Annotated in this window: 24 protein-coding genes, 1 other RNA gene and 1 riboswitch; of the genes, 11 read left to right on the top strand and 14 right to left on the bottom strand. The window is 64.8% G+C overall.

Annotated features, from left to right (window positions below):
• Positions 1–31: 31 nt before the first annotated feature.
• The 5 genes from BLW71_RS11535 to BLW71_RS11515 all read right to left on the bottom strand — a co-directional run bounded on the left by BLW71_RS11535 (position 32) and on the right by BLW71_RS11515 (position 2537).
• A complete protein-coding gene (locus BLW71_RS11535) occupies positions 32–763 on the bottom strand; it encodes an SIMPL domain-containing protein (protein ID WP_091796444.1) in 732 nt (243 codons plus the stop codon).
• A gap of 187 nt (positions 764–950) precedes the next feature.
• On the bottom strand, positions 951–1409 hold the full coding sequence (locus BLW71_RS11530) for an EVE domain-containing protein (protein ID WP_091796443.1): 459 nt from the start codon (positions 1407–1409) through the stop codon (positions 951–953).
• 143 nt (positions 1410–1552) lie between these two features.
• Positions 1553–1734: non-coding RNA, 6S RNA (gene ssrS / locus BLW71_RS11525), on the bottom strand.
• Between the two features lie 135 nt (positions 1735–1869).
• Positions 1870–2184, bottom strand: coding sequence for a cell division protein ZapA (locus BLW71_RS11520; RefSeq protein ID WP_091796442.1), 315 nt, complete (start codon positions 2182–2184; stop codon positions 1870–1872).
• A complete protein-coding gene (locus BLW71_RS11515) occupies positions 2181–2537 on the bottom strand; it encodes an ATPase (protein WP_091796441.1) in 357 nt (118 codons plus the stop codon). The genes BLW71_RS11520 and BLW71_RS11515 overlap by 4 nt, the downstream gene beginning before the upstream one ends.
• Positions 2538–2744: 207 nt before the next feature.
• A riboswitch (cobalamin riboswitch) is annotated at positions 2745–3001 on the top strand.
• A gap of 91 nt (positions 3002–3092) precedes the next feature.
• Here BLW71_RS11515 and BLW71_RS11510 point away from each other — a divergent pair.
• Genes BLW71_RS11510 through cobC form a run of 6 tightly spaced genes read left to right on the top strand, consistent with a single transcriptional unit; the run spans position 3093 to position 9387 of the window.
• Positions 3093–4964 (top strand): TonB-dependent receptor domain-containing protein, encoded by a 1872-nt coding sequence (locus BLW71_RS11510; protein WP_091796440.1) that lies wholly within the window; start codon positions 3093–3095, stop codon positions 4962–4964.
• Positions 4965–5003: 39 nt separating this feature from the next.
• Positions 5004–6068, top strand: a complete 1065-nt coding sequence (locus BLW71_RS11505; protein ID WP_091796439.1) for a FecCD family ABC transporter permease — start codon at positions 5004–5006, stop codon at positions 6066–6068.
• On the top strand, positions 6068–6904 hold the full coding sequence (locus tag BLW71_RS42205) for an ABC transporter ATP-binding protein (RefSeq protein ID WP_286161977.1): 837 nt from the start codon (positions 6068–6070) through the stop codon (positions 6902–6904). The genes BLW71_RS11505 and BLW71_RS42205 overlap by 1 nt, the downstream gene beginning before the upstream one ends.
• A 36-nt stretch (positions 6905–6940) precedes the next feature.
• On the top strand, positions 6941–8002 hold the full coding sequence (gene cobT / locus BLW71_RS42200) for a nicotinate-nucleotide--dimethylbenzimidazole phosphoribosyltransferase (protein WP_091796437.1): 1062 nt from the start codon (positions 6941–6943) through the stop codon (positions 8000–8002).
• 33 nt (positions 8003–8035) lie between these two features.
• Positions 8036–8812: an adenosylcobinamide-GDP ribazoletransferase gene (locus BLW71_RS11490; RefSeq protein ID WP_091796436.1), complete on the top strand. Its 777-nt coding sequence runs from the start codon at positions 8036–8038 to the stop codon at positions 8810–8812.
• Positions 8797–9387: an alpha-ribazole phosphatase gene (gene cobC, locus BLW71_RS11485; protein ID WP_091796435.1), complete on the top strand. Its 591-nt coding sequence runs from the start codon at positions 8797–8799 to the stop codon at positions 9385–9387. The genes BLW71_RS11490 and cobC overlap by 16 nt, the downstream gene beginning before the upstream one ends.
• A gap of 28 nt (positions 9388–9415) precedes the next feature.
• Here the strand turns inward: cobC and BLW71_RS11480 are convergent, their stop codons facing one another.
• From BLW71_RS11480 to cobU, 4 genes are read right to left on the bottom strand one after another with little or no spacing between them, the layout of a single operon-like run.
• Positions 9416–10327 (bottom strand): cobalamin-binding protein, encoded by a 912-nt coding sequence (locus BLW71_RS11480; RefSeq protein ID WP_091800728.1) that lies wholly within the window; start codon positions 10325–10327, stop codon positions 9416–9418.
• Positions 10328–10386: 59 nt separating this feature from the next.
• Positions 10387–11466, bottom strand: a complete 1080-nt coding sequence (gene cobD, locus BLW71_RS11475) for a threonine-phosphate decarboxylase CobD (protein ID WP_091796434.1) — start codon at positions 11464–11466, stop codon at positions 10387–10389.
• Complete coding sequence (cbiB, locus tag BLW71_RS11470) at positions 11459–12394, bottom strand: adenosylcobinamide-phosphate synthase CbiB (RefSeq protein WP_091796433.1); 936 nt, start codon at positions 12392–12394, stop codon at positions 11459–11461. The genes cobD and cbiB overlap by 8 nt, the downstream gene beginning before the upstream one ends.
• The gene (gene cobU / locus BLW71_RS11465; RefSeq protein ID WP_091796432.1) at positions 12394–12948 is read right to left on the bottom strand and encodes a bifunctional adenosylcobinamide kinase/adenosylcobinamide-phosphate guanylyltransferase; all 555 of its coding nucleotides are present in this window, start codon (positions 12946–12948) and stop codon (positions 12394–12396) included. The genes cbiB and cobU overlap by 1 nt, the downstream gene beginning before the upstream one ends.
• A gap of 274 nt (positions 12949–13222) precedes the next feature.
• On the opposite strand from cobU, the gene BLW71_RS11460 reads away from it, so the two are divergent.
• Complete coding sequence (locus BLW71_RS11460) at positions 13223–14683, top strand: cobyric acid synthase (RefSeq protein ID WP_286162046.1); 1461 nt, start codon at positions 13223–13225, stop codon at positions 14681–14683.
• A 143-nt stretch (positions 14684–14826) separates the two neighbouring features.
• The gene (locus BLW71_RS11455; RefSeq protein ID WP_091796431.1) at positions 14827–15243 is read left to right on the top strand and encodes a DoxX family protein; all 417 of its coding nucleotides are present in this window, start codon (positions 14827–14829) and stop codon (positions 15241–15243) included.
• Positions 15244–15322: 79 nt separating this feature from the next.
• Here BLW71_RS11455 and BLW71_RS11450 read toward each other — a convergent pair whose 3' ends face one another.
• Positions 15323–15742, bottom strand: a complete 420-nt coding sequence (locus tag BLW71_RS11450) for a PaaI family thioesterase (RefSeq protein WP_091796430.1) — start codon at positions 15740–15742, stop codon at positions 15323–15325.
• Positions 15743–15952: 210 nt separating this feature from the next.
• Between BLW71_RS11450 and BLW71_RS11445 the strand changes: the two genes are divergently transcribed.
• Positions 15953–16591: a ParA family protein gene (locus BLW71_RS11445; protein ID WP_091796429.1), complete on the top strand. Its 639-nt coding sequence runs from the start codon at positions 15953–15955 to the stop codon at positions 16589–16591.
• 184 nt (positions 16592–16775) lie between these two features.
• Here the strand turns inward: BLW71_RS11445 and panD are convergent, their stop codons facing one another.
• The 4 genes from panD to BLW71_RS11425 all read right to left on the bottom strand — a co-directional run bounded on the left by panD (position 16776) and on the right by BLW71_RS11425 (position 19294).
• Positions 16776–17162, bottom strand: coding sequence for an aspartate 1-decarboxylase (panD, locus tag BLW71_RS11440; protein ID WP_012432059.1), 387 nt, complete (start codon positions 17160–17162; stop codon positions 16776–16778).
• 51 nt (positions 17163–17213) lie between these two features.
• Positions 17214–18047: a pantoate--beta-alanine ligase gene (panC, locus tag BLW71_RS11435; RefSeq protein ID WP_091796428.1), complete on the bottom strand. Its 834-nt coding sequence runs from the start codon at positions 18045–18047 to the stop codon at positions 17214–17216.
• Between the two features lie 187 nt (positions 18048–18234).
• Entirely contained in the window at positions 18235–19104 is an 870-nt protein-coding gene (locus tag BLW71_RS11430) for a segregation and condensation protein A (RefSeq protein WP_091796427.1), read from the bottom strand.
• Positions 19105–19108: 4 nt separating this feature from the next.
• Positions 19109–19294, bottom strand: a complete 186-nt coding sequence (locus BLW71_RS11425) for a DUF3460 family protein (RefSeq protein WP_007175923.1) — start codon at positions 19292–19294, stop codon at positions 19109–19111.
• Between the two features lie 576 nt (positions 19295–19870).
• On the opposite strand from BLW71_RS11425, the gene BLW71_RS11415 reads away from it, so the two are divergent.
• Together BLW71_RS11415 and BLW71_RS11410 are read left to right on the top strand one after the other, a co-directional pair.
• Positions 19871–21706: an autotransporter assembly complex protein TamA gene (locus BLW71_RS11415; RefSeq protein ID WP_091796425.1), complete on the top strand. Its 1836-nt coding sequence runs from the start codon at positions 19871–19873 to the stop codon at positions 21704–21706.
• Between the two features lie 28 nt (positions 21707–21734).
• Complete coding sequence (locus BLW71_RS11410; RefSeq protein ID WP_091796424.1) at positions 21735–26039, top strand: translocation/assembly module TamB domain-containing protein; 4305 nt, start codon at positions 21735–21737, stop codon at positions 26037–26039.
• Positions 26040–26073 lie beyond the last annotated feature (34 nt).

Raw genomic sequence — 26073 nt, 5'->3', positions numbered from 1 at the left:
GAAGCAGCCCTTCTAGCGTGAGTGAGCGGCGTTACTTCATCTGCACCGAACCCGACACATTCACCGTCACGGTCGACGTGCCGCCTTCAATCGGCACCGGCGCCGAAGCCTTCGCGTCGGCACCCATGGCGCGCGCGCTCATCATCATCATGGGACGCGGCATCACGCCGTTGTGGCCGACGTTGACCTCGCGAATCGAATAGCCGCTATAGCCGAACGCCTGCGCGGACGATGCGGCCTGCTCGCGGAACGACTTGATCGCCTCGCCGGTGAGCTTCTGCTCGGCCGCGCGTTGTGCTTCAGGCGAGAGCGAGAATTGCACGTTGCCGACCTGCATGATCGACGCCATTTGACCCGCGAGCTTCGACGCCGCGGCGAAGTCGTGCGATTCGAGCACGATCTCCGTGCGGCCGCGCCACGCGGAAATGCGCCCGTCACGATCCGTTGTCGGATAGATCGAGAACGAGCCCGTGCGGGCGGTCACGCCGCTCACACCCTTGGCCTTTTGCAGCGCCGAATCGGCGCGCTGATTCAGCGTTGACGTGAGCGCCGACGGATCGCTCGCTTCCTGCTCGTAGAACAGCGTGATATCGACAACGTCTTGCGGTACTTCTGCGCTGGCCTGCGCGTTCAGCGACAGCACACCTGCCGGCTGATACTGCATCATGCCTTGCGCGCGGGCCATGGCCGGCGTCAGGGCGAGCGCGGCAGGCGCGGCGCATACGAGAGCGAAAGCGAGTGCACGTGCGGTGTTTTTCGTCATTATTGGACTCCTTGCTTGAACAGGGGTTGTGCACGATCGGAGCAAGCGCCGCGCAGTGGCACGGCGTTTGCGAGTCCGTTAGGCGGTTGTAACCCGAGCTTGGTTCCCCGCTTTGACGTTGCTTTAACGTTTGCGCCTGCGTGAATACGCGGCGCGCATCAACTATCACGCGAGTTGTCACGCAACCTCAGGCGAGCCGCCTGGTGATGAAGCGCCATTCGGCTTCGGTCACCGGCGTGATCGACAGGCGGTTGCCTTTAGCGAGCACGCGCATGTCCTTGAGTTCGTCATGCTCGCGCAGCGTGGCTAGTGGAATCAGCGGGATCTTCTTCTTGAACACCACGTCGACGAGCACCCAGCGCGGCGATTCCTGCGAAGACTTCGCGTCGTAGTACGGACTCTTCTTGTCGAACTGCGTGGGGTCCGGATACGCGGTGGACGATACCTCCGCAATGCCCGCAATACCGGGCTCGGGACAGCTCGAGTGATAGAACAGTACGCCGTCGCCGACCTGCATCTGGTCGCGCATGAAATTGCGCGCCTGATAGTTGCGCACGCCGGTCCACGGCAACGTGCGATGCGGTGCGTTGGCGAGATGATCGATGCTTGCCTCGTCCGGTTCGGACTTCATTAGCCAGTAGCGCATGAATCGAATTGAACGTAGTTGAACGTTAAGGGTTTGAAGATGCGGAAGAAATCGGCGTACAAGAAGCAGCGCGCAAAAACAGCGCGCAAAACTGGCACCCAAAGAAAAACGGCACCGAACCGAAGTCCGATGCCGTTCTAAATAAGGTCCCCGCCTTAGCCGCTAGGCCGGCATCCTGAACCGGGGGTTCAGAATTGGTCGCAGTTAGCAACACTTCGGGTACATCAGACAGAGTGACGCGCACACCCGTGCTACAAATTTCCGCAACCGTGCACATGGCATTGGTTCAAGGAATATATGACCTTGGCGAACCAGGCAGGGAAGCTAAACCGATAAAGCTAAATCACGAAAACGACCGATTGAACTCAAACGTTTGCAGAATCTTGGACGCCTTGTCCTCACACACTCCGTTTGAATCCGCCGCCGATCTCAGGACCGGCCGCACGATAACACACGTTACTTACTGCATGCTGTACTGCTGAATCACAGTACCTAGTTGTTCGTTCATTTGATGCATTGTACGCCGGATTTCCTCAGCGGGAAATGCTTCTCCGTGTCTCACGCTCGATTGCAGCCTAAGCAGTTCCGATGCCAGCGACAGCGCAGCCATGACAGCAATGCGATCCGTGCCGCGCACGTTGCTGTTGTTACGGATCTTCGACATTTCGGCGTCGACGCGTGCGACCGCTTCAAGCAGCGCGCCTTCCGTTTCCGGCGAGCAGGCGAGGCGATAGGGCACGCCGAGAATCGATACTTCGATCTGCTTGGTGGTCATGCATTTTCTCCGTGGCGGGTCTCGTCGCTCTGCGCTTCGACTTCGTGCGGGGCGGGCTCGAGCAGATCGAGCTGGCTGTCGGGCTCGCTGTTTGCGCGGGCACGCGGCAGCTTTTCGAGGATCGCATTCAGGCGCACCTGGGCGTCGTCGATCTTTGCCGACAGCGCGTCGCGTTCCGCCTGCAGCGCATTGCGTTCCTCGCGCAGCATTGCAAGTTCCGTGCGCGTGGCTTCGACGTCGGCGCGCGATTGGGCGAGCTGCTCTTCGAGCGCGAGTCGCGCTTCATTGTGGCGTTGGCTGATCGCGATCAGCTTGCCGATATTCTGTGAAAGTGTTTCGAGTTCGGTGAGCATGTGCTGCGTCCTCTAAAGACATCGCATTTTAGCGCGGAATGTCGCAGGTTCCGACAATTGTCTCGTTTCGAGACGTAACAACATTGCTTTGTGCAGGCTTTTATCGACCATATGATGAAAAAGTACTCGCGCGTCGGACAATAGCCTGCACTTAACAGAACGGTAGTCTGCGGTCCCACTCATTCTTGACGGACCCCGAGGCCGCTCCTAAACTGGCCGCACTCTGGTGCCCGCGTGCGCTTTTCAACGGCGCGCGCAGTTAAACGGGAAGCAGGGGGCGCGGTTCGCCAGAACGCGCCAACCTGCGCTGCCCCCGCAACGGTAAGCGACCGCATTCGTCATGCAAGTCGATCCTGATCGCGTGTTGGAAGTTCAACTCGCGAGTGTGCCACTGCGCGTCACGCGTGGGAAGGCGGGATCGATATGTCGTCAGCCCGGATACCGGCCAGAGGGAGAGGCACGTCACGCGCGAAAATGTTAAATACGCGGGCGCCTCGTTACGCATCGGCCTGCGGGGAAGCAGGCCGCGCACGCTACCCACAGGACTTTCACCCCATGCTGTCCCCCATCGCTCGTGCGGCGCTGCTTGCCTTCGCGGGCCTGCCGATCGTCGCGCACGCGCAAGCTGCACCTTCGTCTTCTGCGTCGGCGGCTGATGCGTCGCCCGCGGTATTGTCACCGATCGTGGTGACCGCCGAGCGCGGGCCGCAGGCACTCGCCGATGCGATCCCGCAGACCGCGCTGTTCGACCAGCAGGATCTCGCCGACACCACCGCGACCGATCTGCCCGGCCTGCTGCAACTCGCGCCAGGCGCGCAAATCTCGCGTACAGGTGGCCCCGGTTCGACGACGAGCCTCTTCCTGCGCGGTGCGTCCTCGACGCAATCGCTGCTGCTGATCGACGGCGTGCGCGTCGATTCGGTGAGCCTGGGTTCCGCGCAACTCGCGCAGATTCCGCTCGACCAGGTCGATCACGTCGAGGTGGTGAACGGCAACGTGTCGGCGTTGTACGGTTCCGGCGCGATCGGCGGCGTGGTGCAGGTGTTCACGAAAGATGGCGGCGACCATCCGCCGCGTTTCAATTTTTCGCTCGGCTACGGCAGCTATCACACGCAGACGCAGCAGGCGGGCGTGAACGGCGCATTGGATAAAGACGGCAAGACGACCTTCAGCATTTCGCTCGCGCGCTCGAAGGACGACGGCTTTTCATCGCTCAATCCGCGTGAGGCGCCCGGCGCCAATCCGAATGCGAACGGCTATCTGAACGAGAGCATCTCGGCCTCGTTGCGTCACAAGTTCAACGACAAATGGGATGCCGGGGCGAGCTACTTCCAGTCGAACGGCAACAACAGCTACGACAACGCGTACGGACTGCCGACCGATCTGAACAACCTGTATAGCAAAGTGCGCCAGGTCTCGGTGTTCGCGAACGGCAAGCTGACCGACTGGTGGACGACTCACTTCATCGTCTCCGAAGGCGACGACCGCAGCGTGTCGAACACCAACGGCGTCTATAACGGCCGCTTCGATACCGACAATCGCCAGTACACGTGGCAGAACGATTTCGCGCTGGCCGCGCAGCAGAAGTTGCAGGTCGGCTACGAGCATCTCGACCAGAGCCTCGACTCGGATACGTTCGCGGCGCCCAACCGGCATGTGGATTCGGGCTTTGTCGGCTATACGGGGCGCTTTGGGCGCAACCAGATTCAGGCCAACGTGCGGCGCGACCAGTATTCCGATTTCGGCGGAGCGAACAGTTACTATCTTGGCTATGGCTTCGACATCACCAGCCATTGGAAGGTGAGTGCAAGCTACTCGGATTCGTTTCGCGCGCCGAGTTTCGACGATCTGTACTATCCGCTCAGCGGCAATCCGTCGATTCAGCCGGAGCGCAGTCATTCGATCGAAGCCGCGCTGCAGTACGCATCGAATGCGCTCGGTGTGATGCGTCTCACCGCATTCCAGACGCGCTATTCGAATCTGATTGACTACGAGCAGGTAACGCCCGGCATCTATCTGGCCGAGAACGTCGGCCATGCGAAGGTGCAGGGACTCGAAGGATCGTGGAGCGGGCATGTCGGCAAGACGGACGTGCGCGCCTCGGTGACGCTGCAAAACCCGGTCGACCTCGACAACGACGTCGACCTCGTGCGGCGCGCGCGGCGCTTCGGCTCGCTGACGGTGAACCGGAGTATCGCCGGGTGGCGCGTCGGCGGCGAATGGATCGTGAGCGGCCCGCGCGACGACAGCAGCGGCAAGCTGGGCGGCTATGGCGTGGTGAATCTGTCGGCGCGCTACAACATCACGAAAGCATGGTACGTGGCCGCGCAAATCCAGAATCTGTTCAACAAGGACTATGAAACGGCCTACTCGTATAACTCGCCGCGGCGCGGTGCGTATCTCACGGTTGGTTGGCAGCAGCAGTAGTGGGCACGCCTTGTTGAGACTGCGCGGATGAGCCGCTCTATGAGCCGATCCACTAGCCGCCACTCGGGTTCGATGCCCGCAACGCTGCGCGTGATGAGCGCGAAGCGCGCGGCCGTGATCTGGCTCGCGCTTGCCGTGATCGCGCTGGCGGTGCTGATGGCGTCGCTCGCGTTGGGGAGCGTCTCGCTCGCGCCGATGCGCGTGCTGGCGGCGCTGATGCCCTCGCATGCGCCGTCTGGCGGTGCCTCCGATCTGACTGCGGAGATCGTCCGCACGCTGCGTTTACCGCGCGCGGTGGCCGGCTTTGCCTGCGGCGCGTTGCTCGCATTGGCCGGCGCGCTGCTGCAGGTGCTGTTGCGCAATCCGCTCGCCGAACCCTATGTGTTGGGTGTGTCGGGCGGCGCCGCGACTTTCGCGCTCGTCGCGATGATCGCCGGCTGCGCATGGTGGATCGTCGACGCGAGCGCCTTCGCCGGCGCCTTCGTGTCGATCCTGCTGGTGCTCGGCCTCGCGCGCCGCGAGTTGTGGCGCGGCGAGCCGCAGGACACATCGCCGCGTTTGCTGTTGACCGGCGCGGTGATCGCCGCGGGTTGGGGGGCGCTCATCACCTTGCTGCTCAATCTCGCGCCCGACAACCGCTTGCGCGGCATGCTGTTCTGGCTCACGGGCGACCTCAACGGCGGCGCGATGCCGTGGACGGCGCTCGCCGCGCTCGTCATCGTGCTGGTTGCGATCGTGCCCGCCGCGCCGCGTCTGAACGTGCTGCTGCGTGGCGACGCCGCCGCGCAGGCGTTAGGTGTCGCGGTCATGCCCTTGCGTTTGCGCGTATATCTGGTGGCGTCGCTGGCGGCGGCCGCGGCGGTGACGACGGCGGGCACCATCGGCTTTGTCGGACTGGTCGTGCCGCACATGCTGCGGCTCGCGTTCGGCAACGATCAGCGCATGCTGCTGCCGGCCGCGGCGCTCGGCGGCGGCGTCGCGGTGATGGGCGCGGACCTGATCGCGCGCACGGTGATTGCGCCGGCGCAATTGCCGGTTGGCGTGATCACCTCGATTATCGGCGTGCCGGTGTTTCTGTGGATGCTGTTGCATAGGCGCCGATAATGCAAACCTTCAACGCATCTCAAGCCACACTCAGCGCGCAACATCTGACCTTGCGTGCCGGCGCGCGCACTTTGCTCGACGCTTTCACGCACACGTTCTACGAAGGCGAGATCTGGTGCGTGGCCGGACCGAACGGCGCGGGCAAGACGACCTTGCTCTCCACCCTTGCGGGTCTGTTGCAACCGTCGGCGGGCCATGTCGAACTCGACGGCGTGCGCGTGGCCGACTGGCCGCCGCTCGCGCTCGCGCAGCGCCGCGCGCTGATGCCGCAAAGCGCACCGGACGCATTCAGCGCGAGCGTGTTCGATATCGTGATGCTGAACCGCTTTCCGCATCTCAGCGGCTGGGGCTGGGAGCGCGAGGCCGATCGCGCAGCGGCGCATGCGGCGCTGGACCTGCTGGGCCTCGCCGCCTTTGCCACGCGTGATGTGCTCTCGCTCTCCGGCGGAGAGCGTCAACGCGTGGCGCTCGCGGCGGTGCTGTGCCAGGACGCGCCGTTGCTGCTGCTCGACGAACCGTTGTCGCATCTCGATCTGCATCATCAGATCGACTGCCTCGAGGCGCTCGCCGCGTGGACGCGCGAGCCTCGGCGTACCGTGATGTTTTCCTGCCACGACCTGAACCTCGCGCGCCGCTTCGCAACGCATGCGCTGCTGCTCGACGGCGCCGGCGGCGTTTATGCCGGACCGGTCCGCGACGTATTGACGCCCACGCTCGCAAGCCGGGCGTTCGGTTACCCGTTGATCCTGATTCGCGACGGCGAACACGAGGCGCTGATTCCTGCGCAGCGCGCCCGTCACGAATCACCTGCCGGTCATGACACAGCCGCAGGCTGATTGCTTCATCCCAACATACTCTTTGCAGACACGCTTATGACTTCATCGCCACGCTTGCCCGGACTGCCCGAAGTCGAACCGCTCGATCAAACGCTGCGTGCCGAGCTGCAGCACATCATCGATACCAAGACCAAGCCGCCCGGCAGTCTCGGCCGGCTCGAAACGCTCGCGCGTCAGATGGGCCTGATTCAGCGCACCACGCATCCCACCGTGACACGTCCGGCGATGATCGTTTTCGCCGGCGACCACGGCGTGGCCGACGAGGGCGTGAGCCCGTATCCGCAAGCGGTGACCGCGCAAATGGTCGCCAACTTCCTCGCGGGCGGCGCGGCGATCAATGCATTGAGCCGCGTATCGGGCATCGAGCTCGAAGTGGTCAATGCGGGTATCGCGACGCCGCTGCCTTCGGTGGAAGGACTCGTCGACATTCCGATTGCGGCGGGCACGCGCAACTTCGCGCGTGAACGGGCCATGACCCGCGACCAGGCACTCGCCGCCATGCAAGCGGGCGCGGCGCGCGTGCGGCATCACGCGGCGCTCGGCACCAATGTGATCGGCTTTGGCGAGATGGGCATTGCGAATACGTCGGCGGCTGCGTGTCTGATGAGCCGCTTGTGCGGCGTGCCGATCGACGAATGCGTCGGCCGTGGAACGGGTCTCGACAACGCGGGGCTCGCGAGGAAGCGCAACGTGCTGGCCTCGGCGCTTGCGTATCACCCGATGTCCAGCGATCCGCTCGACGTGCTCGCCACTTTCGGCGGCTTCGAGATCGCGATGATGGCGGGCGCCTATCTCGCGGCGGCCGAGGCACGCATGACGATTCTCGTCGACGGCTTCATCGCGGGCTCGGCCTTGCTGATCGCCGACGCACTCACGCCGAGCGTGCGCGAGTACTGCGTGTTCGCGCATGCGTCGAACGAAGCGGGGCATCGTCGCATGCTCGATCATTTCGGCGCGCTACCGTTGCTCTCGCTCGATATGCGGCTCGGTGAAGGCACCGGTGCGGCGCTCGCGGTGCCGCTGCTGCGCGCGGCAGTGGCGTTCGTCAACGAGATGGCGAGCTTCGAATCGGCCGGCGTCGCGAATCGCGATGCGTGATCGTTCGGACAGACACGCTCGCGCGGCCCAGTCATGAACCCGCTCACGGAGTTGCGCTATTTCTTTACGGCGCTCGGCTATTTCACGCGCGTGCCGGTGCCGCGCTGGGTCGGCTATGAACCGCATTATCTGAATGCGGCGGCGCGTTATTTTCCGCTCGTCGGCGTATTGATCGGCGGATTGAGCGCGCTGGTCTATCTCGCCGCGCTGCACGTATTGCCGGCTGGCGTGGCGGTGCTGCTCTCGATGGCCGCGTCGCTCATCGTGACCGGCGCGTTCCATGAGGACGGTCTCGCGGATTGTGTCGATGCGTTCGGTGGCGCCTATACGCGCGAAAATGCATTGCGAATCATGCATGATTCGCGCATCGGTGCTTTCGGCGCCATCGCGCTCGTGATTGCGTTGGCATTGAAGTGGCAAACGCTCGCCGCCATGCCGCCGATGCGTGCCGCAAGTCTGATGATTGCCGCGCATGCGGCGAGCCGAACGTGTGCGATCAGCTATCTGGCCACGCTCGACTACGTGCGAGCCGAAGGCAAAGCCAAACCGGTGGCGCAACGCCTGAACGGCGGTGCGCTGGTGTGCGCCGCGCTATTCGGCCTGCCGTGGCTGCTGTGGCCGAACGGACTCGCCGCGCCGGACTGGCGCTTCGCGGGCTCGGCGCTGGCGGTTCTGGTCGTACTTCGCATGGCAATGGGCCGTTATTTCGTCAGACGCATCGGCGGTTATACCGGCGACTGCCTCGGTTTCGCGCAGCAAATTTTTGAGTTGAGCATTTATCTGGTGGGGCTGATATGGATATCGTCCTGATTCGTCATCCCGCGGTCGCGCTCGATGCGGGCGTGTGTTACGGCCACAGCGACGTGGCGCTCGCCGAAGCTGCCGAGGTGTCGTCGACAGCGCTCGCCTTGAAGCTCGCCATGTTGCAGGTGCCCGCGCCACGCGTGCTGTTGTCGAGTCCTTTGAAGCGCTGCTCGGCGCTGGCTGCCGAGATGGCGAACGACTTCGGCTGTGTGATCAGTCACGACGATCGTCTGATGGAAATGAACTTCGGCGATTGGGAGGCGCAACGCTGGGACGCCATCGATCGCGAGCTACTCGACGACTGGGCGGCCAACTTCGAACATGCGCGTGCGCACGGCGGCGAGAGCGTGGCGCAGTTCGTCGCGCGGGTGCGGGCATGGCTCGACGCCTTTGCGCTCACGCGCGAGTTGTCGCCCGCCTATGTGGTTACGCACGCGGGCGTGATGCGGGCCATCGCGTCGATCGTGCTGGACGTGCCGCTGGAGCGCTGTCTGCGATGGTCGCTCGATATGAGCGGCATCGTCTGGTTGCGCAGAAACGATGAAACGCAGCACTGGTCGCTGGTGCGGTGGAATGCGTAAGTCGTGCAGGGCGCTGATCGCCCTGGCATCATGGCGTGGCGGACCTTCTGCGTGAGCGCGCCACGTCGAGGTCTTCGCACATTTGCTTCGCGCCTTGCGCGATGCGTGGTGCCGGGCGGTTGATCAGATCGCCGTCGATCGCAAAGAGGTTGTTGTTCGCCACCGCGGTCAGGCTCGGCCACGCTCGCCATGCGCCGAGTTGCGGCAACGTGGTATCCGGTTTCGTCGCGCCCGGTGCTGCGGTGACGATGGCCTCCGGATTTGCCGCGAGCACCGCTTCGGTCGAGACGGTCGGCACCAGCGGTTCGAGTCTCGCGAATACATTGCGGCCGCCGCACAGCGCGATCACGTCGCTGACCATATGCTCGCCGTTGAGCGTCATCAACGGTTGATCCCAAACCTGATAGAACACGCTGACGGGCGGGCGGCTCGCATACCGGCTGCGCAGCGCCGCGATGTCCTGGCGGTAGGCGGCCGCCGCGGCATTCGCCACTGGCGACGTGCCGAGCAATTGTCCAAGCTTCGTCAGCGACACGGCCACGTCGTCGAGATGGTGCGGTTCGCTGAAGAACAACGGAGTGTGCATTTCGCGCAGGCGATCGAGCTGACGCTGCGCATTGCCGTGCCGCCACACCACGATCAGATCGGGCTTCAGCGCGACGATGCGCTCCAGATCGAGCGCCTTGTTATCGCCGACGCGCGGCAACTGTTTCGCTTCCGGCGGATAGTCGCTGTACGACACCGCGCCGATTACCTTGGCGCCGCCGCCCGCCGCATACAGCAATTCGGTGAAGTGCGGCGCGAGGCTGATCACACGTTGCGCGGGAGCGGGCAGGGTGACGGTCGCGCCGGTGTCGTCAGTCACTGAGATGGCGGCAAACGCATGCAACGCGTAGCTGAAGAGCGCAGTGATGAGGGTGAAGCGGACGAGTCGGTTCATCGGGCGAAAATGCGGCAGACGTTTGACGAGCGTGGCAAGAATGCGAGGTCTGTGCAGCATCAACCCGCTCGCGTGGGATCGATCTCTCGAACGGCGTCGCGCAAACTCTCGTTAAAGCGGGTCCATTCGGTCTCGCTCGCAGGCAAGCCGAATCGAACGCTGCCCGAGGGCATGAACAGACGCGTCCACACGCCGCGCCGCGCCAGCGCTTCATGCAAAGCGGCGGCGCGTGCGTCGACGGACCATGCGAAGAGCGGCGTGCTGCGCGTGTCGAAACCTTGCGCATGCAACAGGCCGACGAGGCGCGCGCTTTCGGCGTCGAGCCGGGTTCGCATGCGCCGTTGCCACACTTCGTCGGCAAAGGCGGCTTTAACGGCGTGACGGGCCGGGCCACTAACCGTCCACGCGCCGAGCGTATTGCGCAAACGTTCGAGTAGCGCGGGCGTGCCGAGCACGAAACCCGCGCGCACGCCCGCGAGGCCAAAGAACTTCCCGGGCGAGCGCAGCACGAGCAGGCCGTCACGATACGTGCTCGCCGTTAGCGACGCCGCCGGCATCGTATCCGCGAAGGCTTCGTCGACCAGCAGCGTGCCGCCGCGCGCGCTCAACTGGGCATGCCAATGCAACAGCCTGGCGGCGCTCAAACGGGTAGCGGTCGGATTGTTCGGATTCACGACGACTGCATGCGTGAGCGCGTCGGGCAACGTTTCGTGAGAGACGTCGAGCACCATCGTCTGATGGCCGGCGCGTTCGAATGCGGGCGCGTATTCGCCGTACGTGAGCGGCGCGATGCCAACCCGTGCACGCGGCAGCAGCGCGGGCAGTGCGCGAATCGCCGCCTGGCTGCCCGCAACCGGCAGCACGTGCGCGGCATCGGGTGCGCCGTAGTAGCGCGCGGCGCAGGCGGCGAAATCGTCGCCGTCGTCGGGCAGGCGGCGCCACGCGTCGGCGGGAACCGGTGGGACCGGATAGCCGTGCGGATTGATACCCGTCGACAGATCGAGCCACGCTGCGTACGGAATGCCGTAGCGCCTTGCCGCTTCGTGCAGGTTACCGCCGTGCGCGACGGTGTCGATTGCGGTGGCCCTTTCGGTCGGCTCATTGGCTTCGTTCGCACAGCCGTTCAGTCGATCAAACATGGAACGGCACGCTCAGCAACGCCAGCACGATCAGCACGGCAAGCCAGAGAATGACCGTGCGCTCGACCAGCATCAACGCGGCGTTCACGTCGCCGGCGTTGGCCGCGTGTCCGAAGCCGAGTGTCGGCCGGTATTCGACGGCGCCGTGATACACCGCCGGGCCGCCGATCATAACGTTCAGACTCCCCGCGCCGGCCGCCATCACCGGTCCGGCGTTCGGGCTGTCCCAGCGCGGCGCCTGGTCGCGCCAGCAGCGCCACGCGGTGTGCGTGTCGCCGAGCAGCGCGTAGCTGGCGGCGGTCAGTCGCGCGGGAATCCAGTTGAGCACGTCGTCGATACGCGCCGCGGCCCAGCCGTAGCGCAAATAGCGAGGCGTGCGGTATCCCCACATCGCGTCGAGCGTGTTGGCGAGACGAAACCCGAGTGCGCCCGGGCCGCCCGCGATGGCGAACCAGAACAGCGCGCCGAAGATCGCGTCGTTGCCGTTTTCGAGTGTGGATTCGACGGCGGCGCGTGACAGCGCGCCTTCGTCCGCATGCTCGGTTTCGCGCGAAACGATGCGCGCGGTCAGCAGGCGCGCCTGGGGTAGGTCGCGCTGCGCCAACGCCTGCGCGATCGGCGCAATGTGATCGTGCAGACTGCGCGCGCCGAGCGCGAACCACAGCAGCGCGATATGCACCGAGCAGGCCGCGAAAAACGGCAGCACGGCAACCAGACACCAGGCGATCAGCACCGGCGGCATCACGGCTAGCGACCACGCCAGCAGACCCTTGAGCCGCAAGCGCCGGCCGGTGTTGTAGCGCGTTTCGAGACGCAGCGCCCATTTGCCGAATCCCACCAGCGGATGAGCGATGCGCGGCTCGCCGAACCAACGGTCGACTACCACGCCCGCGGTGGCCAGCGTCACGAGAAGCGGGAGCGAGAGCATTACGCGTGGCTCGCGGTTTTCAACGCGAGCGGCAAACCGGCGACCATCATCGTGGCTTGCGTGCTCAGCGCGGCGATGCGCTGGTTGAGCCGCCCGAGTTCGTCGACGTAAAGACGCGTGGCCGCGCCGAGCGGCACGACGCCCAGGCCGATTTCGTTGCTGACCACGATGACCTTGCCTTTGGCGTTGACGAGCGCCGATTCGAGCGCGGCGACGCGTGCGTGATATCGATCGACCGGCATGGCGTCGCCTTCGGGCGGACAGAGCAGGTTGGCGAGCCACAGCGTCAGGCAATCGATCAGGATGCAGTGGCCGGGCGCGTCGCATTGCGTCACCGCGCCGGCGAGATCGACGCCAGCTTCGACCAGTTGCCAATGCGCCGGACGCCGTTCGCGATGGTGGGCGATGCGCGCGTTGAATTCGGTGTCGTCCGACGTGGGCGCGGTGGCGATGTAGGTGACGGGCAGGGCGCTGCCGGTGGCAAGCTGTTCGGCGTGCACGCTCTTGCCCGAACGGGCGCCGCCGAGAACGAAGGTGAGGTCGCGGGAAGTCATCGCGTGATTGTACCGGCGTGCAGTGCGGGCGGGCGCGATGGGATAATGCCGCCTTCCATGCGTAGCGCGGCAGTGCATGCGGCCGACGCTGCGCGGCTCCTTACGGGCACGCGCTGATGCCTGGATGAAAACGCTCGGCTGGCGCCCCGCATGAGCGCTGCGTTGCCGCCTGCTTCATTGTCTTGCTTCATTATCTGTCTACCGCCAAACCCGACACTCCGTGACCACCACTTCGACCTCGCATGACGCCGTATCCGTGCCGCGCGGCACGCTGATGATCCAGGGCACCACGTCCGATGCCGGCAAGAGCACGCTGGTCGCCGGTTTGTGCCGGCTCGCGCGCCGCGCCGGGGTGCGGGTCGCACCGTTCAAGCCGCAGAACATGGCGCTCAACAGCGCGGTGACCGTGGACGGCGGCGAGATCGGCCGCGCTCAGGCTTTGCAGGCGGTGGCCGCGGGCATTGCCGCGCACACCGATCTGAACCCCGTGCTGCTCAAGCCGACCAGCGACCGCGGCGCGCAGGTGATCATCCACGGCAAGGCGCGCATGAATCTCGACGCGCGTGCGTATCACGACTACAAGCCCGTCGCCTTCGAAGCGGTGCTGCAATCGTATGCGCGTCTGCAGGCGGCGTACGACACGATCTTTGTCGAAGGCGCGGGCAGCCCGGCCGAAATCAATCTGCGCGACCGCGATATCGCCAACATGGGTTTTGCGGAGGCCGTGGATTGCCCGGTCGTGCTGGTGGCCGATATCGATCGCGGCGGGGTGTTCGCCCATCTCACGGGCACGCTCGCTTGTCTGTCGGCGAGCGAGCAGGCGCGGGTGCGCGGTTTCATCATCAATCGCTTTCGCGGCGACATCAGTTTGCTGCAACCTGGTTTGGACTGGCTGGAGGCGCAGACCGGCAAGCCGGTGCTCGGTGTCGTGCCTTACCTGCACGGTCTGACGCTGGACGCGGAAGACATGCTGCCGCCCGAATTGCGCGCGGCGCACAGTGGCGGCGCGGCGCGCATGCTGCGGGTGGTCGTGCCGGTGCTGCCGCACATCAGTAATCACACGGATTTCGACGCTTTGCGCGCGCATCCGCAGGTCGATTTTCAATACGTGCGAAGCGGCACGCCGTTGCCGCCGGCCGACCTGATCATCCTGCCGGGCTCGAAGAACGTGCCCGGCGACCTGGCATTTCTGCGTGCGCAAGGCTGGGATACGGTGCTGCAAAAGCACTTGCGCTATGGCGGCCGGGTGATCGGCATTTGCGGCGGCATGCAGATGCTGGGGCGCGAAGTGGCCGATCCGCATGGCGTGGAGGGCGCGCCGGGCACGTCCGCGGGACTCGGCTGGCTCGATTACTCGACGGTGCTCACGCGCGACAAGACGCTGAAGAACGTGACCGGCCGCCTCGCGTTGCCCGGCTCGCCCGACGTGGCCGGCTACGAAATCCATATGGGCGAGACTCACGGGCCGGCGCTGGACACGCCCGCTGTGCAACTGGACGACGCGCGGGATGCCCGCCCCGACGGCGCGATCTCCGCCGATGGCCAGATTCTCGCTACCTATGTTCACGGCCTGTTCGACACACCGTCCGCCTGTGCCGCGTTGCTCGCGTGGGCCGGTTTGAGCGATGCCGAGGCAATCGATTACCCGGCGTTGCGCGAGGCGTCGCTGGAACGCCTCGCGGACACGCTCGCCGAGCACCTCGATCTGCCGAGACTTTTTGCTGCGATTGGTTGATCAGGATCAACGAGGAAGGGTGGATTAAATCCTATTGGGAAATAATCAAAGCTTGGGTGGTGGTTTTTCGCTTCATATGGTTCGAATAGAGTGCTCACATCGACGGCCGTTTTCCGCGCCGTCTCTCTCTTCGAGGACCTGTCATGAACCCGAACCGTTCCGCCGATCTGGCCGCTCTACTCCTTCGCGTCGCCCTGGGCGTGCTCTATCTCGCTCACAGTCTGCAAAAGATTTTCGTCTTCACGCTGCCGGGCACGGCGCAGTTCTTCGTCTCGCTGGGCTTGCCGGGCTGGCTCGGCTATGTGACGGCATTCGTCGAACTGTTCGGCGGCATTGCGCTGCTGCTCGGCGTGCAGGTCCGCTGGGTCGCGCTCGTGCTGCTGCCGTTCATGCTCGGCGCGATGTCGCAGCATCTTCAAAATGGCTGGGGTTTTGCGTCGCCGCACGGCGGCTGGGAATATCCGGCGTTCTGGGCGGTGACGTTGGTGGTGCAGGCGCTGCTCGGCGGCGGGGCGCTGTCGTTCGCTGGGGTGAAGGCGCCACGGGCGGTGGCCGCCTGAGCGGTTAGCTGGATCGTTAAAAAGGCACGCGCCGAAAGGCCGCGTGCCTTTTTTCATGGCGCCGTCCTAGCGTCGCCCATCAATACAACACGATTTGCGTACACCGGAACAACGCCATCGTCTTGCCCTTCGGATCCGTGACCGTGGCGTCCCACACCTGCGTGCTGCGTCCCAGATGCACGCTCTTCGCGACCGCTCGGATCGTCCCCTCGGTCGCCGTGCCGAGAAAATTGCTTTTCACCTCGATGGTCGTGAAATTGCGCGCCGTCTCTGGCAAATGCGCGAGGCAGGCGTAGCCGCAGGCGGTGTCGGCGAGGCCGATCACGGTCGCGGCATGCAAAAAGCCGTTTGGCGCGAGCAACTCCTTGCGCACGGTCAATTCCGCGATCAACTCGCCTTCGTCCAGCGACAGGACATGCACGCCCAGCAGGCCGGGCAGCGAGCCTTTCTGGCGTTCGTGGAGGCGTTCGACGGTGTATTCCGGGCGCAGTTTGCTCATGAGATTCGGGTCCTCGTTGGATAAATCGGCAGCGCACGGTGGCCAATTAGCCGTCAGGGGGCTTCGGCCAACGTGCATTTGTCGATATTATCAACGGCTGGATCGGCAGGTGTGCCTGAAAACCGGTCCGGTTCCGGGCACACTTGCGCATGTCAGAGCAATACGCGGCAAACCGGCTGGCGGGGCCCAGCCTTCTTTCCGGGAGAATTCATGACGGTGATCGTGGTGGCGAATCCGAAGGGCGGCGTGGGCAAAAGCACGCTGTCGACCAATCTGGCCGGCTATTTCGCCGCGGCTGGCGAATGGGTCGCGCTGGCGGACCTGGACAAGCAGCAGTCCGCGCACGCGTGGCTGTCGCTGCGGCCCGACACGCTGCCGGCCATCGAGACCTGGGAAGTCAATCTGGACGAGCCGGTCAAGCCGCCCAAAGGGCTGGAGCACGCTGTCGTCGACACACCGGCCGGCCTGCACGGCAATCGCCTGAGCATCGCGCTAGATCTGGCCGACAAGGTGATCGTGCCACTCCAACCGTCCATGTTCGATATTCTCGCCACTCAGGAATTCCTCGAGCGGCTGGCCAAGGAGAAGGCGGTCAGAAAAGGCGCCATCGAAATCGGTGTGGTCGGCATGCGCGTGGATGCGCGCACGCGCTCGGCGGAGCAACTGCATCGCTTTGTCGAGGGGCTGAAACTGCCGGTGCTGGGTTTTTTACGCGACACGCAGAATTACGTGCAACTTGCGGCCCACGGGCTGACTTTGTGGGACGTCGCGAAAAGCCGTGTGGAGAAGGATCTGGAGCAGTGGCAGCCGATCGTCGAATGGACTAGCGGAGCCGGCAAGAAGGGTTGAGGCGGCAGGGCTGGTGGCCGCGCCGCCTGCCGGATCAGGCCGTACAGGCAGTGAATTCCCTCGCGGATCGCCTGCGGGGCAGGCGTGTCAGCGAACTGCAGAGCGGGACGATGAAGCTAGGCTACGGCGCTGAACGAAAGAGCTGGACGACAGCGCTGAAAGAGCGAGCTGAACGACAGAGCGTTCAGGTCCAGTTCTGCGTCGGCACGTGATCGCGGCTGCCTTTGATCTTGTTGTTGTCGTCCACGAATACCAGGTCTGGCTTCCAGCCGGCCTTCAGTTCCGCTTCATCCACCACCGCGAACGCCGCGATGATCACCAGGTCGCCCAGCTGCGCGCGCCGCGCGGCCGAACCGTTAAGCGAGATCATGCCGCTGCCGCGCTCGCCCTTGATCGCGTAGGTCGAGAAACGCTCGCCGTTGTTGATGTTCCAGATGTCGATCCGCTCGTTTTCGACGATGTTCGCCGCTTCCAGCAAATCTTCGTCGATCGCGCACGAACCCTCGTAGTGCAGTTCGCAATGCGTGACCGCGACGCGGTGGATCTTCGACTTCAGCATGTTGCGTTGCATGACCAATCCTGTGTGATTTCTTATGCGTGTCGACGTCTGTCCAAGACGACTTCAGATTTCGAGGTTGTCAATAAGACGAGTGGCGCCGAGCTTGGCGGCAGCCAGCACGACCAGTTCCTCGTTCGCGTCTTGCGGACCCGGCGGCAGCAGGTTCGAACGCTTGCGCACCGCGATGTAGTCGGGTTGCCAGCCGCGCGCGGCCAACGCCGCCATCGCCGCCTGTTCGATCTTCCTGAAGTCGCGCTCGCCGCCGAGCACGGCTTCGCGCACGCGGTTCAGTTCAGCGGCCAGCACCGGCGCCTCGGCGCGTTCGGCGGCCTGCAGATAGCGATTGCGCGAGCTGAGCGCGAGGCCGTCGGCGTCACGCACGGTTTCGGCGGCGATGATGTCGGTGGGCAGCGCAAACTGGTTGCACATGCGGCGCACGATCATCAACTGCTGGTAATCCTTCTTGCCGAACACCGCGACGCGCGGCTGCACGCACGACATCAGCTTCATCACGACCGTGCACACGCCCTGGAAGAAGCCCGGCCGGAATTCGCCTTCGAGGATGTCGCCCAGATCGTGCGGCGGATGCACGCGGTACTCCTGCGGCTCCGGATAGAGGTCTCGCTCCGTCGGCGCGAACAGCACGTAGACGTTTTCCTTCTGGAGCTTTTCGATGTCCGCTTCCATCGTGCGCGGGTATTTGTCGAAATCCTCGTTCGGACCGAACTGCAGCCGGTTGACGAAGATGCTCGCCACGACCGGATCGCCGTGCTGACGCGCGAGACGCATCAGCGACAGATGGCCCTCGTGCAGATTGCCCATGGTCGGCACAAAGGCGGTGCGATTCTGGCCGCGCAACTGGTCGCGCAATTCATGGATCGAGCTGATGACTTTCATGATCGGACAGGGATTTCCTCGCGCGGCGCGAGACTGGGTGGACGCAAAACCCTAAGGAATCGCGCGGGCCGCCGCCTCACTGGTAATGACAGGTTCGGAGCGCGGGATTGTAGTGGATTTGAGCGGCTGCCGCACCGAAAAGAGGCTTACTCTCCCGTGCAGCGGAATTGTGCCCCGTTTGAGGGCCTCAGGCGGGCAGGTAGGCGAGGCGCACATAGATCGGCGCGAATGGTTCCGCCTGGGTGATTTCGACGAGCGACTCGCGGCACAGTTCGAGCACGGCGATGAAATTCACCACCACCACCGGCACGCCTTTGCTCGTGTCGAACAGGTCGGAGAACTCGACGAAGCGGGCGTTTTGCAGTTGCCGCAGGATCGAGCTCATATGCTCGCGCACCGAAAGCTCTTCGCGCGAAATCTTGTGATGCTGGACCAGCTTGGCGCGCTTGATCACGTCGGCCCACGCGGCGCGCAGGTCTTCGCTGTTCACGTCGGGAAAACGCGGCGTGATGCTTTGTTCGATATAAACCTCGGCGCGCAGGAAATCGCGCCCGAGCTGCGGCAACTGGTCGATGCGCTGCGCGGCGAGCTTCATCTGCTCGTATTCGAGCAGGCGCCGCACGAGTTCGGCGCGCGGATCTTCGGCTTCCTCACCGCTGTCGGCCTTTTTCACCGGCAGCAGCATGCGCGACTTGATCTCGATCAGCATCGCGGCCATGAGCAGATACTCGGACGCGAGTTCGAGATTGGTCTGGCGCAACTGGTCGACGTAGCCGAGGTACTGCACTGTGACGTCCGCCATCGGAATGTCGAGCACGTTGAAGTTCTGCTTGCGGATCAGGTACAGCAGCAGATCCAGCGGTCCTTCGAACGTTTCGAGAAACACCTCGAGCGCATCCGGCGGAATGTACAGATCCGTCGGCATCTTGAAGAGCGGCTCGCCGTACAGGCGTGCAAAAGCAATGCCGTCGACGGTGTCGGGTGTCGAATCGGTGGCGGGCGCGGCGAGCGCGGCGTCGGCCGGCGGTGCGCCGTGTGCCTCGTCGGCGTGACTCACGCGCTTAGAAGTTTTGATAGTACGAGTAAGGCGTCTGCTCTACGCGCGAGGCTTTCTGCTCGGCGCGTTCTTCGAGATCGATCGGCTGTTTGTCCCACAGCAGCGCGCGGCCGCGGCGTTGTTCGGCTTCCAGATTGGGTTTCTGTTGCTTGAGCTGGTTCAGGAACTGGGTAATGTCCGATTGATACATGGCTCGACGTCCGTGGTATGGGAGTTGGCGGCTGCCCGGCGGTCATTCGCCAGACACCACTGCTATCCGATAATTTTACCGCATGCGCGGCGCGCGGTCGAAAAACGGCGGCGGTGCCGGGCGGCCGGCGCGCCAGAATGTCCGGAACCCGTGCGGCGCGGCGGGCGTCAAAGGCGGGCGCGTCGCCGGCAGGGCGGCTTGGAAGCGGCGTTGGGTACGCGTCGAGGTGGCTTTGCGGGGCGGCGTTGGGTTCGCGTTGAAGTGGCTTGGAGGCGGCGTTGAGTTTGCGTCCAAGGTGGCTTCGAGGCGGCCTTGAGTTTTGCGCCCACGGTCGCCAGGAAGCGGTGTCATCGCTGCGGTATCTCCGTCCTATCCATTGCTTTCACCTGACGCGGGCGTCAGGGTGCTGTGCGGCGAGTCGCGGCGCGCGCGAACCGGACGGGGAGGCCCGCCCGCACGCCGCGGACGCATTTTTAGAGATCTCGCGGCAGCGCGCCGATGTGGTCAAATAGCGAGCTTCGGCCGCCGCGGCGCGCCCGAGCGATAAATTTCATCAACCACGGCCGGAGGTCCTGTTTGGCGGGGTGTGCGATCGACAAGCCGCGGCTGCGGCGCGGCAAGGCCGGTGACGGGCATGGGCTCGTCACGCCCATGCGGCTCTGGCTGCGCGCGTGGCTGGCATTCGGCCTCGTCATGCTGACGCTGGCGGCCGGCAATGCTCATGCGGCGAAAGCCGCGGCCAGCTACAAGGTCGATATCGAAGCCACGCCGCGCGCTCTGCGCAAACTGCTCGAAGCCCATCTGGATATCGCGCGTTTCGCCAAACGTCCCGATATCAGCGACGACCAGTTCGAGTTTCTGATCACCGCCACGCCTCAGCAGGTGCGTGATCTGGCTTCCACGCAGGGCTATTTCACGCCGGTCGTGCGCACCGACGTGCGCACCGTCGACGATACGAAACGCGTCACGGTGAGCGTCGATCCCGGCCCGCAAACCCTCATCACGTCGATTTCGCTGTCGTTTCGCGGGCCGGTGCTGACCGAGGATCCGGCGCAGGAGAATGCCGCACGCTTCGCGTTTTCGTTGCACGAAGGCGATCCGTTCTCGCAAGGCGAGTGGGACGACGCGAAAAATGCGTCGCTCAAGGCCTTGCAGTCGCGCCGCTATCTGGGCGCGAAGATTTACCACTCGGAGGCGCGCGTCGATCCGCGCACGCACGAGGCGAAACTGTCGGTTACGTACGAAAGCGGGCCGACCTTCACGATGGGCAAGCTCGACGTATCCGGCACGCGGCGCTACCCGGAACAGATCGTCGACAATGTGAACCCGATTTCGGTGGGCGATATTTACGACGTGCAGCGCGTCGCCGAATTACAGCGCCAGTTGCAAAACACGCCGTACTACGCAAGCGTCGCGATCGACGTGGATAGCGACCCCGCCAAACCGGTCGAGACGCCCATGCACGTGAAGGTGTCGGAGTATCCGTACAACAGCATTCGCGGCGGCGTAGGCTATTCGACGGACAACGGCCCGCTGGTCCAGGGCGCCTATTCGTACCTCGACACGTTCGGCAAAGCGTGGCCGTTCACGGTCCAGGGCCGCGTCGACCAGGTTCAGCAATACGGGCAAATCGAACTCTCCATGCCACCGGGGCAGCGTGCGTGGACCAACAGCATGTTGGCGTCCTACACCACGACCGACGTTTCCGATACGCGTATCTACAGTATTCGCGGCGGCGTGCAGCGAGCCCGGACCTCGCAATTCATCGACTACAACTACGCGCTGCTGTTCTATCAGGACCGGCTCGATCAGAATTCGGCCGCGCCGACTACGAGCCGCGCGCTGGTGCCGTCCTGGTCGTGGACCCGGCGCAACACCGACGACCCGCTGTTCCCGCGCAAGGGCAACCTGATTCACGTCGAGGCAGGCTTCGCGGTCAAAGGCGTGCTCACCGACCAGACCTTCATCCGCGGCTACGCGCGCGGCCAGCAGTATCTGCCGATCGGCAAGGAAGACCTCGTGCTGATTCGCGCCGAACTCGGCGGCGTGTTTACGAGCGGCAGTTCGAGCGGTATTCCGGCGTCGCTGCTGTTTCGCGCGGGCGGTTCGAATTCGGTGCGCGGCTATAGCTATCAGAGCATCGGTAATAACGTCGATGGTTCGGTGCTGCCCACCAAGTATCTCGTCACGGCGACCGCCGAATATCAGCATTGGTTCAACCACGACTGGGGCGCGGCCGCGTTCTTCGACGTCGGCACCGCTACCGACACGTGGGGCGAAAAAGTCTTTTATCCGGGCGTAGGCGTTGGGGCGCGCTGGCGCAGCCCGGTCGGCCCGGTCAACGTCGATGTCGCCTACGGGATTCGCAACAGGAGCGTGCGACCGTACCTGACGCTCGGCATTGCCTTCTGATGGAAACCTGCTTCTACATGATCCCCGCATGACCACGGACGTTTCCGCCCAACCTCCCGCGCAGCCGCCCGGCGCTCCACCAGGAGAGCCGCCCGGACAGCAGCCGCCACCCGAGCCGCCGAGGAGGCGCAGGCTCGGCCGGCTGCTGCTGAAAACATTCGCGTGGACGGTGGCCGTGGTGGTGCTGTTGCTGGCGTTGGCGGTGGGTTTGCTGTACGGCGCGCTGACGACCGAGCGCGGCACCGCCTATGCATGGCAGGCGGCGGTGAAGCTGCTGGGCGGCAAGCTGAGCGGCACGCTCGAAAGCGGTGCGCTCGCCAACGGCCTGCAATTGCGCCAGGTGCGCTGGCGCAGCCTCGACGGCAGCGGCACCGATATCCAGATCGACCGCGTGGCGGGCCGCTGGGCACTCACGCGCGAACCGTGGCGGTTCACCATCGAGTATCTGCATGTCGGCACGGTGGACGCGCGCATCGGCGCATCGTCGTCGAGCAGCGGGCCGATGAAGCTGCCGCAAGACTTGCGCTTGCCCATGCAGCTCGACGTCCGCGATGTCCAGCTCGACAAACTGCTGCTGCATCAGGGCGCGTCGACAACCGAGTTGTCGCGCTTCGTGTTCCATGGCCGCAGCGACGGGCGCCATCACGAGGCCGCGATCGAGCGGCTGGATACGCCGTTCGGCGCGGTGACGGCGGCGGCCAGACTCGACGGCGTGCGGCCGTTTCCGCTGAGCGGGGACGTCGGCTATTCGGGCAAGGTCAACAACGAGGCGGTGCAGGTGGGCGGCCATCTGAGCGGCTCGCTGGAAAATCTCATCGCTGAACTCGATGCGAGCGGCATGAAGCTCGCGGGTCACGCGAGGGTCGAGGCCGAGCCTTTCGGCGACGTGCCTTTACAGCGCGCCACGCTGACTTTCGATCACATCAACCCGCAGGCCTTTGCGCCCGGCGCCCCGCAGGCCGATCTGGCCGTGCGGGCGGAATTGCAGCCGGTCGGGCAGGGTGCCGACGTGGCGGGGAAGAGCGAGGCGGGTGCGGCCAGCACGGCACAGCCTCCCGCTGCCGCAAGCGGCAAACACGGCGCTCAGTCTCACGCGTCCGGCAAAAGCACCGCCGGGTTCGCGGTTGCCGGGCATGTTTCGATCGTCAACGCCAAACCCGGCGCGATCGACCAGAACCTGCTGCCGCTGATCGACGCCAACGCGGACGTGCGACTCGACGCCCAGACGCAGCGTATCTCGAACCTGAACGTGCGCCTCGTGAAGAGCGCCACGCTCACCGGCGGCGGCGCGCTGAGCGGCAAGCGCGGACAGTTCGATCTGCGGGTCGCCGGGCTCGACCTGAACGCACTGCAAGCGACGGTGCGGCCCACGCAGCTTTCCGGTCCCATCGGCATCCGCCTGAACGACGACGTGCAAAGTCTCACGCTCGACCTGGCCGACCCGAAAGCGGCGCTACGTGCCCAGGGCAAGATCACCTTCGATCCAGCCCGCATGAGCTTCAACAACGTGCGCATCACGTCGGGCAAAGGCCGCATCGATCTATCCGGCGCGCTCAAGCACGACGCGAATTCCACCTACAACGTGAAAGCGCAACTGACCGATTTCGATCCGTTGACGCTGGCTTCGCAGATGCCGGCGCGCACGCCGGTGGCCGGCCCGGCGCCGGCGGCGAGCAGTGCGAAAAAGAGCGCAAGCGCGGAGGCCGCGGCGCAAGCCGGCAGCACCGCCGGCGCGAAAAGCGCCGCGCCCGCTGACAAAGCCGCCGCCGCCGTGAAAAACACCGCGAAGGCGGCGGTCAAAACGGAAGTGGTCCAGCGCAAAACGCCGGCGCCGAAACGCGGCGCGCCACCTGCCCGCAAGATCGAGGCGCGCGTGAACGGCACGCTCACCGCGGCCGGCATGCTCGGGCCGGTCTTCACGACCAAGGCCGACTTCAAGCTCGGCCCGAGTGTGTACGACGGCCTGCCGCTAACCGGCGGCGGCACGATTCAACTGGCGGGCTCGCGCATTCTGCCGAGCCGCGCGAACCTCTCGGTGGCGGGCAACCAGGTGGATCTGCAAGGCAGCTTCGGCGCGCGCGGCGACCGGCTGAAGTTTCGCGTCGATGCGCCGGAACTGGAGCGCCTCGGCTTCGGCCTCGCGGGACTCGTCGCTGCCGATGGCGACATCACCGGCTCGTTCGCGCATCCGAATGTGGTGCTGAACTACAAGGCGGACAGCGTGGTGTTCAGCAGCAACCGCGTCGGTCATGCGGAAGGGCACGCTGAATTGCGCGACGGCGCGAACGGCGCGCTCGTCTTCACCACCGACGCGCGCAATCTCAGCGCGGGCGGCGTCGATCTGAGCACGCTCACGGCGCGTTTGTCCGGCACGCGCGCGAATCACACGCTCGAGGCCGCGGCCACCGGCAAGCTGCAGGACCGTCCGCTCGATCTCACGCTCGCCGCCAACGGCAAGCTGACCGAAGCGCGCGACGGCACGCGCTGGGACGGCACCGTCACCCGCCTGCAGAATCGCGGCACGCCTTCGCTGAATCTGGAGTCGCCGCTCGCCGTCAGCGCCGGGCCAAGCCACCTGACGCTCGGTGCAACGAGGCTCACGCTCGAAGGCGCGGTACTGAGCCTGAAAACCTTCGCCTTCGACCATGGGAAGATTCAGTCGACGGGCAGCCTGACGGGCATTTCGGCCGTGAGGTTGCAGGATCTGCGGCGCGAGATCACCGGTGAGCCGCCCGTCGTCAAAACCGATCTGGTGTTCGACGGCGACTGGGACTTCGCGCTCGGCAGCACGGCGAGCGGCCATATCCAGCTGAAGCGCCGCAGCGGCGACGTCACAGTCGAAATCGGCCGGGGTCTCGCTTCGCTGGGTATCACGGATATCACCGCGCGCGCCGAGTTCAGCGGCGGCAATCGCCTCAACGCCACCGTGCACGCGCAGGCGAGCCGCATCGGCGTGATCGACGCGGATGCGCACACCACGCTGGTCATGCGCGACGGCTTCCTGACCGTCAGCGAAGAGGGCGCGCTGACCGGCAATGTGAATGCCAATGTGCCGTCGCTGAAAACGACCGGCGGCCTGTTCGGTCCGAGCTATCTGCTCGACGGGCACCTCGCGCTCAAACTCGCGCTCGGCGGCACCGTCGCCAAACCGAACCTGACCGGCTCGCTGCTCGGCGAGGGCCTTTCCGCGACGATGGTCGACCAGGGCGTGCAGTTGAAGGACGGCGTGGTGCGCATCGCGTTGTCGCACAATCTGGTCGACTTCCAGCAGGTCGAATTTCATGGCGCGAGCGGCACGCTGCGCGCAACGGGCCGCGTGCGTCTGGACGGCGCCGAGCCGGACCTGACTGCGAGCATTGTTGCGGACAAGCTCGAACTGTTCGCGGCGCCGGATCGTAATCTGTCGCTGTCGGGCAGCGCGAGCGTAGCGAATGGCGGGACGCTGGGCGGTATGGAGATCAACGGCAAATTCATGGTCGATCACGCGTTGTTCGATATGCCGGAGCAGTCCGCGCCGAAGCTCGGCGACGACGTGGTGGTGGTGCGTCCCGACGGGTCGGTGGCGGGCGAACGGACACGGCCCGTGGCGGGCACCAACAAGCCGATCGGCCCGTTCGCGCCGCGCGCCAATATCGACATCAACCTCGGCAACAGCTTCCGTTTCCGCGGGCAGGGCGCCGATCTGGGCCTGAGCGGCACGATCACCGCCATGAGCGCGCCGAATCTGCCGCTGCGCGCGGTGGGGAACGTGCGTGTCACGCCGGGTTCGACCTACACCGCGTTCGGCCGCAAGCTCAACATCGAGAACGGCTTTTTCACGTTCAACGGTCCGGTGGCCAATCCCGGCATCAACATCCTCGCCATGCGCCGCAATCAGCAGGTCGAGGCGGGCGTGCAGGTCACGGGCACGGTTCAGTTCCCGACCGCGAAGCTGGTGTCGGAGCCGAGCGTGCCGGACAACGAAAAGCTCTCGTGGCTGCTATTCGGTCACGGCACGGATCAGGGCAACAACCTGGGTCAGCAGAGCACCATGACCACGGCGCTCGCGTTGCTCGGCAGCGCGAGCGGCAAGCGGATTGCGCAGACCTTCGGGCTGGACGAGTTTTCGATCGGCCGAAGCGAAGTCGGACTGACCGATCCGCAAGTCGTGATGGTGTCGAAGGCGATCAACGAGTGGCTCGTGATCGGCTACGAACAGGGGCTGCAATCGGCGAGCAATGCGATCAAGGCGACGGTCAACCTCACGCGCTACTGGTCGGTCGCGGCTTACGGCGGCACGTTCGACGGCGTCGATCTGCTCTATACGCGTCGCTTCGACCGGATCCGTTGGTGAAGCGCGTAATGCGGACTTGAACCGCCGCGCCCAG

This window comes from Burkholderia sp. WP9 (assembly GCF_900104795.1).
Classification (GTDB): Bacteria; Pseudomonadota; Gammaproteobacteria; order Burkholderiales; family Burkholderiaceae; genus Paraburkholderia.
Note: the sequence above shows the minus strand (reverse complement) of the source record. Positions and strands in the feature narration are given on the sequence as shown.

Bases quoted from the DNA above. Each gene is read 5' to 3' on its own strand.
- BLW71_RS11455 (WP_091796431.1), top strand. From the start codon at position 14,827: ATGAACCCGAACCGTTCCGCCGATCTGGCCGCTCTACTCCTTCGCGTC.
- BLW71_RS11505 (WP_091796439.1), top strand. From the start codon at position 5,004: ATGAGCCGATCCACTAGCCGCCACTCGGGTTCGATGCCCGCAACGCTG.
- BLW71_RS11535 (WP_091796444.1), bottom strand. From the start codon at position 763: ATGACGAAAAACACCGCACGTGCACTCGCTTTCGCTCTCGTATGCGCC.
- BLW71_RS11510 (WP_091796440.1), top strand. From the start codon at position 3,093: ATGCTGTCCCCCATCGCTCGTGCGGCGCTGCTTGCCTTCGCGGGCCTG.
- BLW71_RS11445 (WP_091796429.1), top strand. From the start codon at position 15,953: ATGACGGTGATCGTGGTGGCGAATCCGAAGGGCGGCGTGGGCAAAAGC.
- BLW71_RS11530 (WP_091796443.1), bottom strand. From the start codon at position 1,409: ATGCGCTACTGGCTAATGAAGTCCGAACCGGACGAGGCAAGCATCGAT.
- BLW71_RS11425 (WP_007175923.1), bottom strand. From the start codon at position 19,294: ATGTATCAATCGGACATTACCCAGTTCCTGAACCAGCTCAAGCAACAG.
- panD (WP_012432059.1), bottom strand. From the start codon at position 17,162: ATGCAACGCAACATGCTGAAGTCGAAGATCCACCGCGTCGCGGTCACG.
- cbiB (WP_091796433.1), bottom strand. From the start codon at position 12,394: ATGCTCTCGCTCCCGCTTCTCGTGACGCTGGCCACCGCGGGCGTGGTA.
- panC (WP_091796428.1), bottom strand. From the start codon at position 18,047: ATGAAAGTCATCAGCTCGATCCATGAATTGCGCGACCAGTTGCGCGGC.
- BLW71_RS42205 (WP_286161977.1), top strand. From the start codon at position 6,068: ATGCAAACCTTCAACGCATCTCAAGCCACACTCAGCGCGCAACATCTG.
- BLW71_RS11450 (WP_091796430.1), bottom strand. From the start codon at position 15,742: ATGAGCAAACTGCGCCCGGAATACACCGTCGAACGCCTCCACGAACGC.
- cobT (WP_091796437.1), top strand. From the start codon at position 6,941: ATGACTTCATCGCCACGCTTGCCCGGACTGCCCGAAGTCGAACCGCTC.
- BLW71_RS11515 (WP_091796441.1), bottom strand. From the start codon at position 2,537: ATGCTCACCGAACTCGAAACACTTTCACAGAATATCGGCAAGCTGATC.
- BLW71_RS11410 (WP_091796424.1), top strand. From the start codon at position 21,735: ATGACCACGGACGTTTCCGCCCAACCTCCCGCGCAGCCGCCCGGCGCT.
- cobD (WP_091796434.1), bottom strand. From the start codon at position 11,466: ATGTTTGATCGACTGAACGGCTGTGCGAACGAAGCCAATGAGCCGACC.
- BLW71_RS11460 (WP_286162046.1), top strand. From the start codon at position 13,223: ATGATCCAGGGCACCACGTCCGATGCCGGCAAGAGCACGCTGGTCGCC.
- BLW71_RS11490 (WP_091796436.1), top strand. From the start codon at position 8,036: ATGAACCCGCTCACGGAGTTGCGCTATTTCTTTACGGCGCTCGGCTAT.
- cobC (WP_091796435.1), top strand. From the start codon at position 8,797: ATGGATATCGTCCTGATTCGTCATCCCGCGGTCGCGCTCGATGCGGGC.
- BLW71_RS11520 (WP_091796442.1), bottom strand. From the start codon at position 2,184: ATGACCACCAAGCAGATCGAAGTATCGATTCTCGGCGTGCCCTATCGC.
- cobU (WP_091796432.1), bottom strand. From the start codon at position 12,948: ATGACTTCCCGCGACCTCACCTTCGTTCTCGGCGGCGCCCGTTCGGGC.
- BLW71_RS11480 (WP_091800728.1), bottom strand. From the start codon at position 10,327: ATGAACCGACTCGTCCGCTTCACCCTCATCACTGCGCTCTTCAGCTAC.